This is a genomic window from Saccharothrix espanaensis DSM 44229 (genome assembly GCF_000328705.1).
GTDB classification, from domain to species: domain Bacteria; phylum Actinomycetota; class Actinomycetes; order Mycobacteriales; family Pseudonocardiaceae; genus Actinosynnema; species Actinosynnema espanaense.
This window is the reverse complement of sequence record NC_019673.1, coordinates 5,416,950-5,432,664: the sequence shown is the minus strand read 5'-3', so window position 1 is coordinate 5,432,664 and position 15,715 is coordinate 5,416,950. Positions and strand designations below refer to the sequence as shown.

General features: G+C 73.5%; 12 protein-coding genes. 8 read left to right on the top strand and 4 right to left on the bottom strand.

Translation table 11 applies throughout. The annotated features are described in order from the left end of the window. Window positions 1-44: 44 nt before the first annotated feature. A complete protein-coding gene (locus BN6_RS23510; protein WP_015102244.1) occupies window positions 45-1,238 on the bottom strand; it encodes a tetratricopeptide repeat protein in 1,194 nt (397 codons plus the stop codon). Between the two features lie 155 nt (window positions 1,239-1,393). Then, a complete protein-coding gene (locus tag BN6_RS23505; protein ID WP_015102242.1) occupies window positions 1,394-2,257 on the bottom strand; it encodes a DUF4231 domain-containing protein in 864 nt (287 codons plus the stop codon). 373 nt (window positions 2,258-2,630) lie between these two features. Here BN6_RS23505 and BN6_RS23500 point away from each other — a divergent pair, with 373 nt between their 5' ends. Genes BN6_RS23500 through BN6_RS42300 form a run of 3 tightly spaced genes read left to right on the top strand, consistent with a single transcriptional unit; the run spans window position 2,631 to window position 7,181 of the window. Further along, window positions 2,631-5,267, top strand: coding sequence for a CHAT domain-containing protein (locus tag BN6_RS23500; protein ID WP_041313739.1), 2,637 nt, complete (start codon window positions 2,631-2,633; stop codon window positions 5,265-5,267). Next, complete coding sequence (locus BN6_RS23495) at window positions 5,249-5,554, top strand: CATRA system-associated protein (RefSeq protein ID WP_015102240.1); 306 nt, start codon at window positions 5,249-5,251, stop codon at window positions 5,552-5,554. The genes BN6_RS23500 and BN6_RS23495 overlap by 19 nt, the downstream gene beginning before the upstream one ends. After that, a complete protein-coding gene (locus BN6_RS42300) occupies window positions 5,544-7,181 on the top strand; it encodes a CATRA conflict system CASPASE/TPR repeat-associated protein (protein WP_015102239.1) in 1,638 nt (545 codons plus the stop codon). The genes BN6_RS23495 and BN6_RS42300 overlap by 11 nt, the downstream gene beginning before the upstream one ends. Before the next feature lie 77 nt (window positions 7,182-7,258). Here the strand turns inward: BN6_RS42300 and BN6_RS23485 are convergent, their stop codons facing one another. After that, window positions 7,259-7,540, bottom strand: coding sequence for an RICIN domain-containing protein (locus BN6_RS23485; RefSeq protein ID WP_015102238.1), 282 nt, complete (start codon window positions 7,538-7,540; stop codon window positions 7,259-7,261). A gap of 233 nt (window positions 7,541-7,773) precedes the next feature. Beyond that, window positions 7,774-9,009, bottom strand: a complete 1,236-nt coding sequence (hemA, locus tag BN6_RS23480; RefSeq protein WP_015102237.1) for a 5-aminolevulinate synthase — start codon at window positions 9,007-9,009, stop codon at window positions 7,774-7,776. A gap of 223 nt (window positions 9,010-9,232) precedes the next feature. Here hemA and BN6_RS23475 point away from each other — a divergent pair, with 223 nt between their 5' ends. The 5 genes from BN6_RS23475 to BN6_RS23455 all read left to right on the top strand — a co-directional run bounded on the left by BN6_RS23475 (window position 9,233) and on the right by BN6_RS23455 (window position 15,660). Continuing rightward, on the top strand, window positions 9,233-10,774 hold the full coding sequence (locus BN6_RS23475; protein ID WP_015102236.1) for a class I adenylate-forming enzyme family protein: 1,542 nt from the start codon (window positions 9,233-9,235) through the stop codon (window positions 10,772-10,774). Then, window positions 10,771-12,357 (top strand): long-chain-fatty-acid--CoA ligase, encoded by a 1,587-nt coding sequence (locus BN6_RS23470; protein ID WP_015102235.1) that lies wholly within the window; start codon window positions 10,771-10,773, stop codon window positions 12,355-12,357. Before BN6_RS23475 ends, BN6_RS23470 begins: the two co-directional genes overlap by 4 nt. A 171-nt stretch (window positions 12,358-12,528) precedes the next feature. Next, window positions 12,529-12,906 (top strand): YybH family protein, encoded by a 378-nt coding sequence (locus BN6_RS23465; RefSeq protein ID WP_015102234.1) that lies wholly within the window; start codon window positions 12,529-12,531, stop codon window positions 12,904-12,906. Further along, window positions 12,903-14,087, top strand: a complete 1,185-nt coding sequence (locus tag BN6_RS23460; RefSeq protein WP_148302978.1) for an acyl-CoA dehydrogenase family protein — start codon at window positions 12,903-12,905, stop codon at window positions 14,085-14,087. Before BN6_RS23465 ends, BN6_RS23460 begins: the two co-directional genes overlap by 4 nt. Before the next feature lie 139 nt (window positions 14,088-14,226). Further along, window positions 14,227-15,660, top strand: coding sequence for a flavin monoamine oxidase family protein (locus BN6_RS23455; protein ID WP_015102232.1), 1,434 nt, complete (start codon window positions 14,227-14,229; stop codon window positions 15,658-15,660). Window positions 15,661-15,715 lie beyond the last annotated feature (55 nt).

The following is a 15,715-nucleotide window of genomic DNA, read 5'->3' as shown; positions in this document are numbered from 1 at the left end:
AGCACCGCGCTCCGCCGGCGGGACAGCGATTTACCGCCGACCGGTCAGGCGTACTTCTCGTACTCCCCGATCAACGCGCGCAACGCCCCCGCGATCGAGTCGTCCAGCCACCCCGTGGCCACCATGTCCCGCAACGGTTCCGCCGCGGTCCGCGCGTTCTCCGGCCGCTTCTCCGGCTCGAACTGGCCCATGCCCGTGCGCAGCGCGTCGAGAGCGGCGGCGGTGTCGCCGTGGAAGGCCAGGATGTCGGCGCGGTCGAGCCAGGGCCACGTGGCCTGTTTGCCCTCGGTCAGCCACGTCGCCAAGGGGTTGAGCCGGCGGAACGCGCCCACGGCCGCCGCGCGCTGGGCGTCGTCGTCGGCCGGCACCACGTCGAGGCGGGCCAGGTTGGCCAAGGAGTAGGTCTCGTCCGGCTTCACCTCGCCGGCCCGGCGGTAGGAGTCCCGGGCCCGGCGCAGCTCGGCCACGTCCCCCGTGGCGCGGGCCGGCCGCCGTTGGGCACCACCGAGGGACGAGTGCGCGCCGGCGTCCGCGGGATCCAGCCGAACCGCTTCGGACAGCGACCTGACCGCTGCTTCGAGTTGGCCCTTGCGGCTCTGGGCGATGCCGAGCTCACGCCACCACTTCGGTGCCTCGGGTTGCAGCCGGGTCGCGCGATCGAGGTGGTTGATGGCGGGGACCAGGTCTTCGGCGACGTCGCGCAGTTCGATGCCCAGCGCGCCGTTCACGTCCGCGCGGGCCTCGTTGAGGTCGAGTGCCTGGCGCAGCAGGCGGACCCGGTCCGGGTACGGGGTCTGGTCGTCCATGGCGGTCGCCAGCAGGTCGTCGCCACGCGAGTGTTCGAGTTCCGCGACCTTGTCGTCGAGCACCTTCAGGTGGGCGCGGGTGACGGTGACCAGGTCGTACCCGTGGCGCACCGGGCTGTCGACGTGCTTGCGGGTGAGGCCGTTGATGATCATCGTCACGATGCTGTCGCGCGCCGTGGCGACCTCGTCCATGTCGCCGGTGTAGTACACCACGCGGTTCGGGGCGACGTTGAACCTGACGTCGGCGGGGTCCTGGCACACCAGGATCGTCACGTTGTCCCGCAGCGCCCAGCGGACCCCCAGTTCGAGGTACACGTTGGGGTTCGCTCCGGTGAGGTCGGCGATGTAGACCGGGGCCTGCAGCGCTTCTTTGAACATCGTGTGGTGGATGGGGCCGGCTTCCTGCCGGTCCTTCTCGATGACGACTTCCACCGGCCGCCCCAGCCGCTCGCCGACGGCCTTCGCGATCGGCTCTTACAGGGCGGACTTGACCCGCTCGATGCTCTTCCACTTCGCGTTCTCGCCGAGCGTCGTGTTCGGCATCGCCACGAAGATCGTCAACGGCTCCACGGCGGGGCCTCCTGTCGTCATGCCGCGCTCGGTCGGGACGCGAGCCAGGCGGAGTGTTCACGGCCGATGGCGTCTTCGGTGTCCGCCACCGCCGCCGCCCAGCCGTCCTCGGGGACGTCGGCGAGGTCTTCGTGCAGCAGGGCCAGGTCGCTGGCCGCCGCCGAGTACGTCATGTACAGGCCCTGGTGCTGCTTGAGGCCCAGCCACGCCGCGCCGCCGGCCACCGCCGCCGCCATCACGCCGGAGATGTCGACGTCCCACACGTCCACCGCGCGCAGCAGCGCCAGCACGACGGCGACGAGTTCGCCGCCGATCAGCAGGTACCGCCAGAGGACCGTGCGAGCCTCGTTCTCGTTCGCCCGGCGGGCGTACCAGTCCTTCTGCCTGAGCACGCGGGTCTCGCGGTACTCCCGCTTGCGCTCCTCGAACGACTTGGCGCGCAGTTCGGCCATCGGCCCGGTGCTCGACGGGTTCGCGCCGGCCAGCCCGAGGTGCCTGCCGTGGGCCTCGACCACCTTGCCGATCTTCTCCCGCAGGTCGTGCTTCGCCTGCGGGAGCGGGGCCGGGAACGGGTCGCCCGCCACGGCGAACCGCCACGCCAGGGACTTGACGCCCTCGGCGACCGCGCGGCCCCCGTTCCACTTCTGCTCCGGGTGCAGCACCCACAGCAGGATCTCGGCGAACAGCGCCAGGAGGAACCCGGCCAGCGACACGAACCCCCACAGGTTGTAGGAGCCGAGCTTCCACGTGAGCGCGCCGCCCAAGGCCGCGACGATGGCGCTCACCAGTCGTAATCGGCTCAGCAACAGGGTTTGCCGCTTTCCCTCGTCCGACACCCGCTCCGCGTCGTGGAAGAAACCAGGCAGGTCCGCGTCGGTCATCCGGCCCCTTTCGGTCGTGCGACGAACGGTGATCGTGAGCCGATGGACGTTTGTTACCAGGCGGCCGGTGCCGGTAGAGGCGATCTCCGCCCCGGCGCGGAGGTGTTCACCCGGATAGCGGAGAGGTGGGGGTGTCGTGCCTGCGCGAGCATTCCTCGGAACGGTAGATTCCGGGTGAATTCGAATTGGTGGCGGGACCGTCGCCTGGAGTCCGTAATTCTGCGTACAGCGGCGGTCTCGGTTGGACGAAGATCGAGGACCACTCGTCCCGCACGTTGTCGTGACGGGGTGTTCAACCGTCCGGGGAGGATCGCGGTGGCGACGTGCGCTTCCCCGGCCGACCGCGCGCGGCGACCGCGAATGCCACTGCGGCATGGGCGCTGACCTGGAGGCGCGCGTGGCGCGCGCGAGCGCCGCGGTCGACCGGCACGACCTCGCGGAGGCGGAGGCGCTGCTGACCGGTCTCGTGGCGGAGGACGTGCCGGACTCACGGCTGCGGTGCCGGGTCCTGATCGAGTGGTCCTGGGTCCGTGGCGCGCGAGGCGACTACCCCGCCGCGCGGAGCGGGCTCACCGACGCGGTCGCGCTCGCCGAGCGGGCCGGGCACCGGTCGCTGGAGTGCGAGGCGCTGCGCGAACTCGGCATCGTGCTGCGGTACCAGGGCGAGTTCCGGCTCGCCGACGACGTGCTGGCGCGGGCCGTGCGGACCGCGTCGGAGATCGGCGACTTCCTGGAAGCGGGGCAGGCGCAGTTCGGCCGGGCCACGATCGCGCACCACCTCGACCAGTTCGCCAAGGCCCGCGAGTGCCTGGTGGCCGCCCGGCGCGCGGCGGCGGCGTACCAGGAGGGCGGCGGCACCGTCGAGCAGGCCGAGTTGCTGCTGGCCAACATCTGCCGGGAAGAGGCGGTGTCCGCCCGGATCGCCCGGGACTTCGACGCCGCGCGGGCGTTGCTGGAGCAGGCGCGCGAGCGCTACGCCGGGATCGGCCGCCGGGTCGGCGTCGCCAACGCGCTGCGGGAACTCGGGGCCGTGCTCGACCAGGTCGGCGACGAGGAGGGCGCGCGACGCCGGTACGGCGAGGCGTTCGCGGGCTACCTGCGGGCGGGCCGTCGCCTCGGTGCGGCGGCCGTCGCCCGTCGCCTGGGCTTCCTCGACCTGGTCGCCGGATCGCTGCGACCGGAGCTCTACGCGCGCGCCGAGACCCGGCTGCGGCAGGCGCTGCGGCTGGCGGGCGGGGAACCCACGAACCGGGCGGTCGCGACCCGGCTGCTCGGCCAGGTGGCCCGGCTGCGCGGCCGGCTCGCCGAGGCCGAGGCCCTGCTCGCGCAGACCGAGGCGGTGTTCGGGCTCGACGGCGCTCCGGACGGGCCGCACCGCGGGCTGTCGGCGGTGGAGTTGGAGCGCGGCTTCCTGGCCCGGGACTCCGGGCGGCCCGAGCGGGCGCTGGAGCACTTCACCCGGGCGCTCGCCCTGCTCGACCAGGACGCCGATCGCGGGGCGGCGAGCATCGCCCACCACCAGATCGCCCGGCAGCACGTCGAAGCGGGGCGGATCGGCGAGGCGCTGCCGCACGCGGTCGCGAGCTTCACGCTGGACGAGGACGACGGCCGCCGGCTCGGCGACCCCGACGACCGCCGGTCGTTCTACCTGGGCAACAACGCCACCTACGCGCTGGCCATGCGGTGCGCGGTGCGCGCCGGCGACGGGCGCACCGCCCTCGTGGTCGCCACCGCCGCGCGGTCGGAAGCGCTGGCGGCCTTCGTGCGGGCCGGTGCCCGCCTGTCTCCCGGGCTGAGCGACCTCGTCGCCCGCATCGCCCTGATCACCGCCGAAGCCGACCCGGACGGACTGCTCCCGGGGCTGTACCGGGAACTGGAGCACGCGACGTCCACCGAGCTGCGCCAGGCGTTGAGCAGCAGCGGGACCGGTGTCGAGGACGTCCTCTCCTCGTTGCCGCCCGGCGGGCACGCGCTGCTGCTCGACGTGATGGAGGACGACGGCGGCACGTGCACGCGCGTGTGGCTGCGCGCGGGGCAGCCCCCGCTCGTGGACGAGGCCGCGCTGCCTGGCCCCGTGCTGGAAGCCCTGTCCCGGTACGCGGACGCGGTCGCGGACGTCGGCTGGGACCCGCAGAACGACGACCTGGCACTGCTGGGCGAGGCCGTGATCCCCGCCGGGCTCGCCGCCGAGCTGGCGGCCGCCGCGACGCCGCCACCGCTGGTCGTCTCCACCGGCGGCCTGCTCGGGCCGGTCCCGGTGGCCGCGGTGCGCGTCGGCGGGCGGTTCCTGGCCGAACTCGCGCAGCTCTCGCTCGTGCCGAGCTTCCCGCTGTGGATCGCGCTGCGGTCCCGGCCACGTCGTCCGGGCACCGGCGTGCTGGCGTTCCTCGACCCCGGTCTCCCCGGCGCGGCCAAGGAACGGCGCGCGCTGGACCAGGCGCTCGCGCCCGTGACGTCGGTCCCGGGCGACCGGCTGCGCGCTGCACTGGCCGCCGCCGACCGGTTCTCGGCTGTGGTGGTCAGCGCGCACGGCAGTCCGCCCGCCGTCCGACCGGGCACGCACATCGACGGCGCGGCCCGCGCCGGGCTGGCCCAGGCGCTGTCCCTGGCCCCCGACGACCAGCTGACCGCCGCCGACCTGCTCACCGCCTCGCTGCCGGAGGCGTTCATCACCGCGTCGTGCTGGACCGGCCGGGTGGTGCAGGTCGTCGCAACCGAACCGTTCGGGCTGCCGACGGCGGCGCTGCTGGCCGGCGCGCGCTGGGTGCTGGCGGGGTCGGTGGACGTCGGCGGCGCGCCCGCCGCCCGGATCATGGCCTCGTTCTACGGTTACCTGCGCGACCTGTCGCCGGCGGCGGCGCTGCACCGCGCGCAGGTCGACTACCTGGCTTGGCAGCCGGCCGCGCCGCCGTCGGCGTGGGCGAGCCTGTGCATCATCGGTGACGGGTACTCCACCCCGGCCGTGCGGCCCGGAGACCCGGAGGAGGAACTGTGGACCAGCAGTCGGTAGCCGACGCCCTCGACGTCCTCGACGACCTGATCAAGTGGCAGCTGACCGCCCGGCGGTGGGAGCGGGTCGCCGAGCTGCTGGACGAGCTCGGCGCGGCCGGCCGGGCGGGCGACGACGTGCGGCTGCGCGAGGTGGTCGGCGCGCTGGAACTCGTGTCGCCGATCCGGGCGACGCCGATCGGCACCGAGCCCACGACACCCGTGCCGCCGGTCGTCCTCGAACGCCGCAACGAGCGGGTGGACAGCCTGCGCGGCACCGGGCCGGAGGAGCGGCGCGGTGGCGGCTGAGCAGGAGCTGGTCGTGCACGCCTTCGCCCCGTCGACCGGACGGCCCGCCCGGCGCGGCCGGCAGTGGGTCCAGGAGACCTGGCAGCGCTGCCAGGACCTGCTGGGCACCGCGGAACCCATCGCGCCCACCGGCCTGCCCGGCACGCCGCCCGCGGCGCTCGACCGGGGCCCGGACGGGCCGCTGGCCGCGGCGCAGAACACGGCGGTGGACGCGCAGCTGGTGCTCCGGCGGGCGCACGACGTGCTGAACCTGTCGCTGCTGCTCGTCTCGCCGTCGGCCGAGGGCCTCGGGGCGGGGGTGCCGCCGGGGTGGATCGAGTTCGACCGGTGGTGGGCCGAGATCGCCGGCGACGTGGGCGTCCTGCTCGGCGTCACCCGGGTCTACCAGGCCAAGCTGCCGGTGGGGGAGGTGCGCCCGCACCTGCCGACACACCTGCGCGACACCGTGCGCTGGGACCGCCCGTACCGCTGGGACGACGACGTCACGTTGTGGGAGCCCGATCTGACGGTCGGCCCGGTGCGCGACATCGTGGCGTTCGCGCCGCCGGACAAGGACCCCGAGCTGAGCGCGTGCACGTGGAGCCGGGGCGACCCGGCGATGCCCGTGCTGGCCCGGTACCTCCTGCACGCGGTGAAGCTGCGCCACCACGTCGGCGTGTGGCAGCGCGACGAGGACTGGCTCACCCGGCTGCGCACGCAGGTGGACACGCACGTCGACGAACTCCGGACCGACCTCGACGGCACCGCCCGTGCCGGGGTGGGCGGTGTCGAGCCCGGTCGTGACCGGGCCGCGCTCGCGGACGAGCTGCGCGGCGACGAGGCCGGGCTCGTCGTGGCGGCGGACCGGGTCGAGCGGATGCGCAAGTCGGTCGAGATCGCCCGGGTGAACATGGCCGCGTTCCGGCCCCGGCCGCTGCCCGCGGACGAGGGGCTGGCGGAGTGGTTCCTGGCCCAGCTCGGCGACACGCTGGACCAGGTGGAGCGCAGCCGCGGCCTGGCCCGGACCATCCGCGACCTGGTGCCCGCGCCGGTCGCCCCGGCCGTGCCGCCCCGCCCGGTCGGCCGGGCGATCCGGATGGGGTTCATGCTCGACGTGGTGCAGTACAGCGGGCGCACGACGTTCGAGGAAGTGCTGCTCCAGCAACGGGTCGAGGCGCTGGTGGCCGGTCTGCTCGCCGACCTCGGCCTCACCTTCGCCGACACCGACCACCAGGGCACCGGCGACGGGCTGCTGGTGTTCCTGCCGCACGACGTCGACGTCCAGCGCGTGCTCCCGATCCTGCTGGACCGCGTGGTGGTCCGGATGGGGCAGGACAACACGACCTACCGCGACCGCCTGCGGCTGCGCCTGGCGCTGGACGTGGGCCCGGTCGGCGTGGCGGCGCTCGGCTTCGGCGGGAAGGTCGCCCTGGTGATGGGCCGACTCCTGGACAGCGGCCCCCTGCGCCAAGCGGTCCTGGACCACCCGGACGCCGACGTGGTCGCGATGGTCTCCGACCGCTTGCACGACTACGTGGTCGCGGAGGGCGCGCCGGGGCTGGACCCGGAGCGGTTCGAGCGGGTGTCCGTTGCGGTCAAAACGTTCGAGGCGCAGGCGTGGCTGTGGAGGTCGAACGACGGCTCGTGACCGTTGGCGCTCTCGGCTCCCCGTGGCCGACCGTCCGATGTGGAGTTATCTGGGCCGGCCCGGGAGCCTGCGGCAACCTAGTCGTTGGTGAAGTACTCCCACTGCTGGTAGTTGGTGGCGTTGCAGGTGTTGAGGCGGACGCCTTGGGAAACACTGCCGTCGAGGCACTTCTGACTCTGCCGGTGCCGGATGTAGACGGGCGCGGCCGGCTGCGCGGCGACTTGGGTGTCCGCCACGGTACGGGTGGACACGGACGCCGCTGAAGTGGAGGGAGCGAGAATGGTGGCGGCACTCGTGACCACGGCGGCCACTGCGATAGCCGTGCTCATGATCAGGGACAGTCCTCTGCCGGTGTGCATGCGCTCTCCTGTCCGTACGAGCAGTGCGCCGGTCAGGGTTGTCTGGTCCGCACATGTCAAAGCTGTGACGCACTGCGGCGGTAACGGTACTGAGCGCTACCACCTCGGGCAGCCGCCGAACGAGTGGCGTGCCGCGAGTCATGTCCACTGTGGACAGTGGAATTTCCCCTCCGACCCGCCCAGGCGGTCCCGCGACTACGGGACCGTCTGGGCGTGGGTCGAACCTCGCTGGATCAGGCCGGGTTGACGGCCGGGGTGGGGATGCGGGGGATGTCCACTGCCTGCCAGACGTCGTCCAACGCCTTCGCGAACGCCCGGACGTCGTCGGGGGTGTGGGTCGCGCCCGGGGCGATGCGCAGGATCTCCTCGCCCGCCGGGACGCTGGGTGCGTTGATCGACTGCACGTAGATCCCGTGGTCGCGCAGCAGGAGGTCCGACGCCTGCTTGCACTTGAGCTCGTCGCGGATCAGCACCGACACGATGTGGGTCTCGTCGGAGATGAACGGGATGCCGCGCTCGGCCAGCAGGCTGTGCATCAGGGTCGCGTTCTCCCACAGCCGGGTGCGCTCCACCTCGGACGCGCGCAGGTGGCGCACGGCCGCCAGCGCGCCGGCCGTCGTCGCCGGCGGCAGCGAGGTGGTGAAGATGAACGGGCGGGAGAACGTGCGGATCGTGTCGATCAGCGCCGTCGGGCCCGCCACGTAACCACCCGCCGTGCCGAAACCCTTGGCCAGGGTGCCCATCACGACGGTGAACCGGTCGGCGATGCCCAGCCGGGCCGCGATGCCCGCGCCCTGCGGGCCGTACATGCCGACCGCGTGCACCTCGTCCAGGTACGTGATCGCCCCGTACTCGTCGGCCAGGTCGGCGATCTCGGCCAGCGGCGCGATGTCGCCGCTCATCGAGTACACCGACTCCAGCACGATCAGCTTCGGCCGGGTCGGGTCGGCCGCGGCGAGCAGTTCGCGCAGGTGCGCCACGTCGTTGTGGCGGAAGATCCGCTTCTCCGCGCCGCTGTGCCGCAGGCCGTCGATGATCGAGGCGTGGTTCTTCGCGTCGGAGAACACCAGGCACTGGTCCAGCGTGCTGGCGATGACGGTCAGCGCGCCGTCGTTGGCGGAGAACCCGGAGCTGAACAGCAGCGCCTGCTCCTTGCCGTGCAGTTCGGCGAGTTCCCGTTCCAGCACGACGTGGTGGTGGTTCGTCCCGGAGATGTTGCGGGAACCGCCGGAACCGGCGCCGTGATCGTCGATCGCCCCTTTCATGGCGGCCATGACCCCGGGGTGCTGACCCATTCCGAGGTAGTCGTTGCTGCACCAGATCCGGATCTCCGCGAGGGCGCCGTCCTGCTCGACGCGCGCGCTCGCCGCCGGGTAGCGGCCGGCGATGCGGCCGACTTCGAGGAACTCCCGCCTGCTCTCGGCGACCACGCTCATCCGGCGTTCGAAAGTCTCCAGGTGCTGTGCCACTGACTCGCCTCTCTTCTCGGGGCGACGGATTCGGCGCGGACCGCTGACTGCGGAAACCGCGTCGCAGGGAAGGCGACCCCCGAAAACTATCGACCCCGTTCCCGGGCCCGGTAATCGCGAACCCACCGCCGGCGGTTACCGGCGATGGGGGCCGCTGGTGGATTTCCGACCCGGAATCCGTGCCATCGTCGCGGCGAGCGGCCGATACCGAGGAGGGTTGCCGGTGGGCGACAACGGGAACTACGTGCGGGACCTGCTGACCGCCGTGGCGGGTGCGCCGGACCGGCCCGCGCTGCACTGGCGCGGGCGGGTGGTGACCGGGCGCGAGCTCGCCGACCGGGTCACCGCCGCCGCGCGCGACCTGGCCGGGCTGGTCGCCGACCGGCCCGGCGGTACTCCCGTGGTCGGCCTGCTCACCGTCACCAACACGCCGGAAACCCTGGTGCTGCGGTACGCGGCGAACCTCGCGGGCGCGACCGCGGTGCACCTTCAGACCGCCAACGCGGTCGACCCGCTGGACCGCATCGACCTCGACTGGCTGCGCGGGCAGCTCGACATCGTCCGGGTCGACGTGCTGGCCGTGGACGCCGAGCACCTCGACGCCGCCCGCGCGCTGCGCGACGCCCTCGCCTCACCGCCCGCGCTGGCCGGCCTGGGACTGGCGGCGGCCGACGTGGTCGACCTGGCCGCCGGACCGGCGGGCTTCGCCGAACCGCGCGTCACGCCGGACGCGCCCGCGACCGTCACCTACACCAGCGGGAGTTCCGGGCGTCCCAAGGGAGTCGCGGTGTCGTTCGGGGTGCGGCGGGCCGCCGTGCGCGGCCTGGTCGCCGACCCCGGCACGGTCTACCTGTCCACGCTCCCGTTGAGCCACACCAGCGGCGCGGTCGCGGACATGACGCTCGTGGCGGGCGGTTCGGTGGTGCTGCACCCGGAGTTCGACGCGGGGGAGGCGCTCGCGGCGGTCGAACGGCACCGGGTGACCCGGATGACGGTGTCCCCGCCGCAGCTCTACGCGCTGCTGGAGCACCCGTCCATCCGCGACACCGACCTGTCGTCGCTGCGCACCCTCACCTACGCGGGCTGCCCGGCCGCGCCCACCCGGCTGGCCGAGGCGGTCAAGGTGTTCGGCGACGTGCTCACCCAGACCTACGGCACCACCGAGCTGGGCCCGATCACCGAACTCGGCCCGGCCGACCACCACGACCCGGAGCTGCTGGACAGCGCGGGCCGGCCGACGTTCGCGGAGGTGACCGTGCGCGACCCGGAGGGGCGGGAGCTGCCGCCGGGGCGCACCGGCGAGGTGTGGGTGCGCACGCCGTTCGCGATGCTCGGCTACTGGCCCGACCCGGCCGCCGCCGACGCCGTGCGCGACGACGGGGGACGTTACCGCACCGGCGACCTGGGCCGCTTCGACGAGCGCGGCTACCTGCGGCTGCACGGCCGCATGTCGGACATGATCAAGAGCCGGGGCGTGAAGGTGCACCCCACCGCCGTCGAGCACGTGCTGACCGGCCACCCGGACGTGCTGGGCGCGGCCGTGTTCGGCGTGCTGGACGCGGACCGGGTGGAGCACGTGCACGCCGCCGTGGTGCCCCGGCCCGGCACGTCGCCGACCTCGGACGTCCTGCGCGGGCACGTGGGCGGCGCGCTGTCGCCCAACCACGCGCCGGTGGTCATCCGGTTCTGCGCCGAGCTGCCGCTCAACCCCGCCGGCAAGCCCGACCGGGCGGCGCTGCGGGCCGCCGCCGGTGACCGGCGATGAGCGTCTCGGTCGCCTCGATCCTCGCCGAGTCCGCCGCCCGCCGGCCGCACCACACCGCACTGGTGCACGAGGGCGAGCGCGTCGACTACGCCGAGCTGTGGCTGCGGGCCCGCGCGCACGCCGCCGTGCTGCGCGAGCGCGGGGTCGGCCCGGGTGACCGGGTCGCCCTGCTGGTGCCCAACCACCCGGTGTTCTGCGAGGTCTACTTCGCGGTGCTGGCGCTGGGCGCGGTCGCGGTGCCGGTGAACGTGCTGCTGACCGTGGACGAGGTCGCGTTCGTGCTGGCCGACTCCGCCGCCGGGCACGTGGTGTGCGCCGGATCGCTGCTGGGCGTCGGCGAACCCGCCGCCGAGCGGGCCGGCAGCCGGGTGCTGCAAGTCCTCCCCACCGGATCGGGCGCCACCGGATCGGACCCGAACGGATCGGACGCCACCGGATCGGACGCCGGTGGGCCGGACCGGCTCGACGTGCTCGCCCGTGCCGCCGAGCCGATCGCCGAGCACGTGCTGCGCGCCCCCGACGACCTGGCGCTGGTGCTCTACACCTCCGGCACCACCGGCAAGCCCAAGGGCGCGATGCTGACCCAGCTCAACGTCCTGCTCAACGTCGGCACGACCATGCGGTCCCCGTTCGACATGGGGCCCGACGACGTGCTGTTCGGCTGCCTGCCGCTGTTCCACACCTTCGGCCAGGTCTGCGGGATGCTGACCTGCTTCGCCGCCGGCGCGACGATGGTCCTGGCGGCCCGGTTCGCCGCCGCGCCCGCGCTGGGGCTGATGGCCGAGCACGGCTGCACGGTGTTCATGGGCGTGCCGACGATGTACCACGACCTGCTGGCCGCCGCCGGCACCGCGCCGCGCACGCCCCGGCTGCACCGGGCCTACTCCGGCGGGTCCGCGCTGCCGGTGCGGGTGCTGGAGGACGTCGAGCGGGTGTTCGGCTGCCCGGTGTACGAGGGCTACGGCCTGACCGAGACCTCGCCGGTGGTGGCGTACAACCAGAAGGCGTGGCCGCGCCGCCCCGGCACCGTCGGCCGGCCGGTCTGGGGCGTGCGGGTGGCGATCGCCCGCGCCGAGCTCGACTCGCGCGTCGAGCTGCTGCCCGCCGGCGAGGTCGGCGAGGTGGTGATCAGCGGCCACAACGTGATGGCCGGCTACCTCAACCGCCCCGAGGCGACCGCCGAGGCGCTGGTGGACGGCTGGTTCCGGTCCGGCGACCTGGGCGTGCTCGACGCCGACGGCTACCTGCGGCTGGTCGACCGGAAGAAGGACATGGTCGTGCGCGGCGGGTTCAACGTCTACCCGCGCGAGGTCGAGGAGGTGCTGGTGCGGCACCCCCAGGTCGACCGGGTCGCGGTGATCGGCGTGCCGGACGAGCGGCACGGCGAGGAGGTCTGCGCCGTGGTCGCCCTGCGGCCCGGGGTGCGCGGCTGCGCCGAGGTGGCCGCCGCGCTCACGGCGTGGTCCAGGGAGCGGCTCGCGGCCTACAAGTACCCGCGCCGCTTCGAGTTCGTCGACACCTTCCCGCTGGGTCCCAGCGGGAAGGTCCTCAAGCGCGAACTGGTCTCCCGGTACGCCGGGTGAGCGGGCATCGCGGCACGACAGCGGCCCGGCGGTAATCGCCGGGCAATCGCGGGCCCATCGCCGGCACCGGGTTCCCGGGGTCGGCGGTGGACGCCCGGTGGGCGGTGTGCGGTTGGCTTGCCGCCTCGCCCATGACCGCCCAGAGCGCACAGGGATTGGGGAACCACTGTCATGAGCAGCACAGTCGACACCGTCGACCTCGTCCGCGAGGCCGAGGAGCACGGGCACCGCTACGTGGCGGCGTTCAACGCGGGTGACATCGCGGCGTTGGACACCATGTACACCGAGGACGCCATCTCGGTGTGGGAGCCCGGCTCCCCGCTGTCCGGCCAGGCGCGCAAGGACGCGCTGCGCGAGTTCATCGCGCAGAAGCCGAAGATGACCGCGAGCCTGCGGGAGTCCCACGTCACCGCGGACACCGCGCTGCTCGTCGTGGACTGGACGATCGAGATGGGCACCGAGAAGTTCAGCGGCGTCGGCCTCGACGTGCTCCGGCGGCGCGGCGGCCAGTGGCTGTTCGCCGTCGACAACCCCTACGGCGAGCAGTGAGCGCCGGGGCGGCCGCCGGTCCGGCGGCGCAGGTGCGCGAGGCGGTCACCGCGCTGATCCCGACCCTGCGCGAGAACGGGCGCGAGGCCGAGGACAACCGCTGGATCCCGCAGGACAACGTCGACCTGCTGGACAAGGCGGGCGTGTTCCGGCTCGCCGTGCCCGCCCGGTTCGGCGGCCTGGACGTGCCGCTGGTCGACCAGGCCGCGGTCGTCTCGGAAGTCTCCCGGGGCTGCGCGTCCACCGGCTGGGTCGCGAGCGCGTGGGTGCAGGGCGGGTGGGTGACCAGCCTGTTCCCCGACGCCGTGCAGGAGGAGGTGTTCGCCGGCGGTGCCGTGCGGGTGTCCGGCGGCCTCGCGCCGACCGCGGTGCTCGTGCCGACCGACGGCGGCTACCTGCTCACCGGCTCGTGGGGCTTCAACACCGGAGTCCGGGGCGCGCACTGGGACTTCCTGGCCGCGGTCATCCCGGGCGAGGGCGAGGAGTACACGCCGGTCTACGCCATGGTCCCGGCCGACCAGCTCACGATCGCCGACGACTGGCACGTCAGCGCCGCCGCCGGCACCGGCAGCTTCACCGCCTCCGCGCAGGACGTGTTCGTCCCGGCGCACCGGGTCGCCGACGCCGCCGAACTGGTCACCGGCACCACCGGGGGCCGGGCGAACGCGGGCGCGACCGGGCGCAACTACGGCCTGATCACCTACGTGATGGCGATGTCGGTGGCCGTGTTCACCGGGGCGGCGCGCGGCGCGTACGACACGTTCGTCGAACGCGCCCGCGGGCGGGGCATCGCCTACACCGACTGGACCGACCTGTCGGCGCACCCGCTCACCCAGGTCAAGGTCGCCACCGCCGCGAACAAGATCGCCGCGGCGGAAGCCTTGACGCACAACTTCATCACGGCGTTGCAGGACCGCGCGGACGCGGGGGAGCACCCCACGGTCGCCGACAGCGTCCGCGTGCGCGGCGAGTCCGGGTTCGCGGTCCAGTCGGCCAAGGAGGCCGTCGAGGCGCTGCACGAGGTCGCGGGGGCGTCCTCGTTGCTGCGCAAGGAGCCGTTCCAGCGGTTCCACCGCGACGTCCTGGGCCTGTCCCGGCACGGGATGCTCACGCCGAACACGAACTTGGAGCTGCAGGGGCGCGTCCTGCTCGGGCACGAGCCGGACACGCTCTTCCTGTAGCCCCGGGAAGAAAGCAACACCGAGGACGAACACCGCTGCGCGGTCGACCCCGGAGGAGACCAGCCTCCCTCCCGGTCGGCCGCGCGGTGCGTGTGCGCGTCCGACAACACCCAACCGCCGCCCTACATGGGGGATAACCTTGTCCGACCACCAGTCATTCCGTCCTGCCTTATCCCGTCGCGGCCTGCTCAAGGGCCTGGGCGCGGGCGTCCTGCTGGCCGGCGCCGGCTACGGCGCGGCGCACGCCGACACCGAGATCGGCGGCTGCGACGCGCTGGTCATCGGCGCCGGTTTCGCCGGGATCACCGCGGCGCGCGAACTGCGCGCCAGAGGTCTGAACCCGCGGATCCTGGAGGCCCGCAGCCGCATCGGCGGCCGCACCTGGACCGACACGTTCGCGGGCGTCCCGGTCGAGATGGGCGGCGAGGCCGTCGACGAGAAGCAGCCCAACGTGTGGCGCGAGGTCCAGCGCTACGGCATCCCGCTGGGCACCACGCTGCCGGCCGAGCGGCTGTACATGCCGCAGGAGTTCGGCGTCTACGACGCGCTGCCCGCCGCCGAGGTCGGGCCGCGGCTGAGCCAGCTGTTCACGCCGTTCTTCAGCGGGTCGCAGGACATGTTCCCGCGCCCCTACGAGCCGCTGTACCGGTCGGACCTGGTCGTGCCCGCCGACTCGAAGTCCTTCCGCACGCGGCTGGACGAGCTCGGCCTGACCACCGCCGAACGGCTGTGGGTCAGCGGCTCGTTCAGCGGTCTCGCGGGCGGCGACTCCAGCCGGGGCGCGTACACCATGCTGATGCAGTCGTGGGCGTTGTCCGGGCACAACTTCCAGGGCTACCTGAGCGTGAACACCTACCACCCGACCAACGGCACGCAGGCGCTGCTGCGGGCGATGCTCGCCGACGCGCGCGCGGACGTCCGGTTCAACTCGCCGGTCGTGTCCATCGAGCAGACCAGCAGCCGGGTGCGGGTCACCACGCGCGGTGGGCAGGTCTACACCGCGCCCGTGGTGGTGCTCGCGGTGCCGGTCAACGTGTGGCGCAACATCTCGTTCAGCCCCGGCCTGCCGGCGGCGTACCCGCAGATCTCGACGCAGGGCATCGGCGCGCCCAACGTGCAGAAGCTGTGGCTGCTGATCGAGGACGACCAGGGCCAGTTCGCCACCCAGCCGCCGGAGGGCACCGTGCTCGGCGCGGTCCGCCCGCACACCCGCACGCCGGAGGGGCTGGTGATGTTCGGGTTCGGCTACGACCCGAACATCAACTTCAACGACCGCGCGATCGTGGAGCAGCACCTGCGCCGGGTGGTGCCCAACGTCCGGGTCAAGGCGGTCAAGACGCACAACTGGGCGACCGACCCGTACGCCCTGGGCGGCTGGTCGGTGCGCCGGCCCGGCCAGCTCGCCGGCCCGTTCCCGCAGGTGCAGCAGCCGCGCGGGCGGATCACGTTCGCGGGCAGCGACCTGGCCAACGGCTGGAGCGGTTACATCGACGGCGCCATCGAGTCCGGCGCCACCGCCGCGCGGCAGGCGGCGGCCGTGGTGGGCACGCCCGCGCTCGCGGGCGTCAGGTAGGCCGGAGCCCCGCCCCGGGCACCAGGTCCGGGGCGGGGCTCCCACCCGAACGGGA

Excerpts from the sequence above, each read along its gene's own strand:
- BN6_RS23465 (WP_015102234.1), top strand. The coding sequence starts at position 12,529 with ATGAGCAGCACAGTCGACACCGTCGACCTCGTCCGCGAGGCCGAGGAG.
- BN6_RS23470 (WP_015102235.1), top strand. The coding sequence starts at position 10,771 with ATGAGCGTCTCGGTCGCCTCGATCCTCGCCGAGTCCGCCGCCCGCCGG.
- BN6_RS23505 (WP_015102242.1), bottom strand. The coding sequence starts at position 2,257 with ATGACCGACGCGGACCTGCCTGGTTTCTTCCACGACGCGGAGCGGGTG.
- BN6_RS23485 (WP_015102238.1), bottom strand. The coding sequence starts at position 7,540 with ATGCACACCGGCAGAGGACTGTCCCTGATCATGAGCACGGCTATCGCA.
- BN6_RS23500 (WP_041313739.1), top strand. The coding sequence starts at position 2,631 with ATGGGCGCTGACCTGGAGGCGCGCGTGGCGCGCGCGAGCGCCGCGGTC.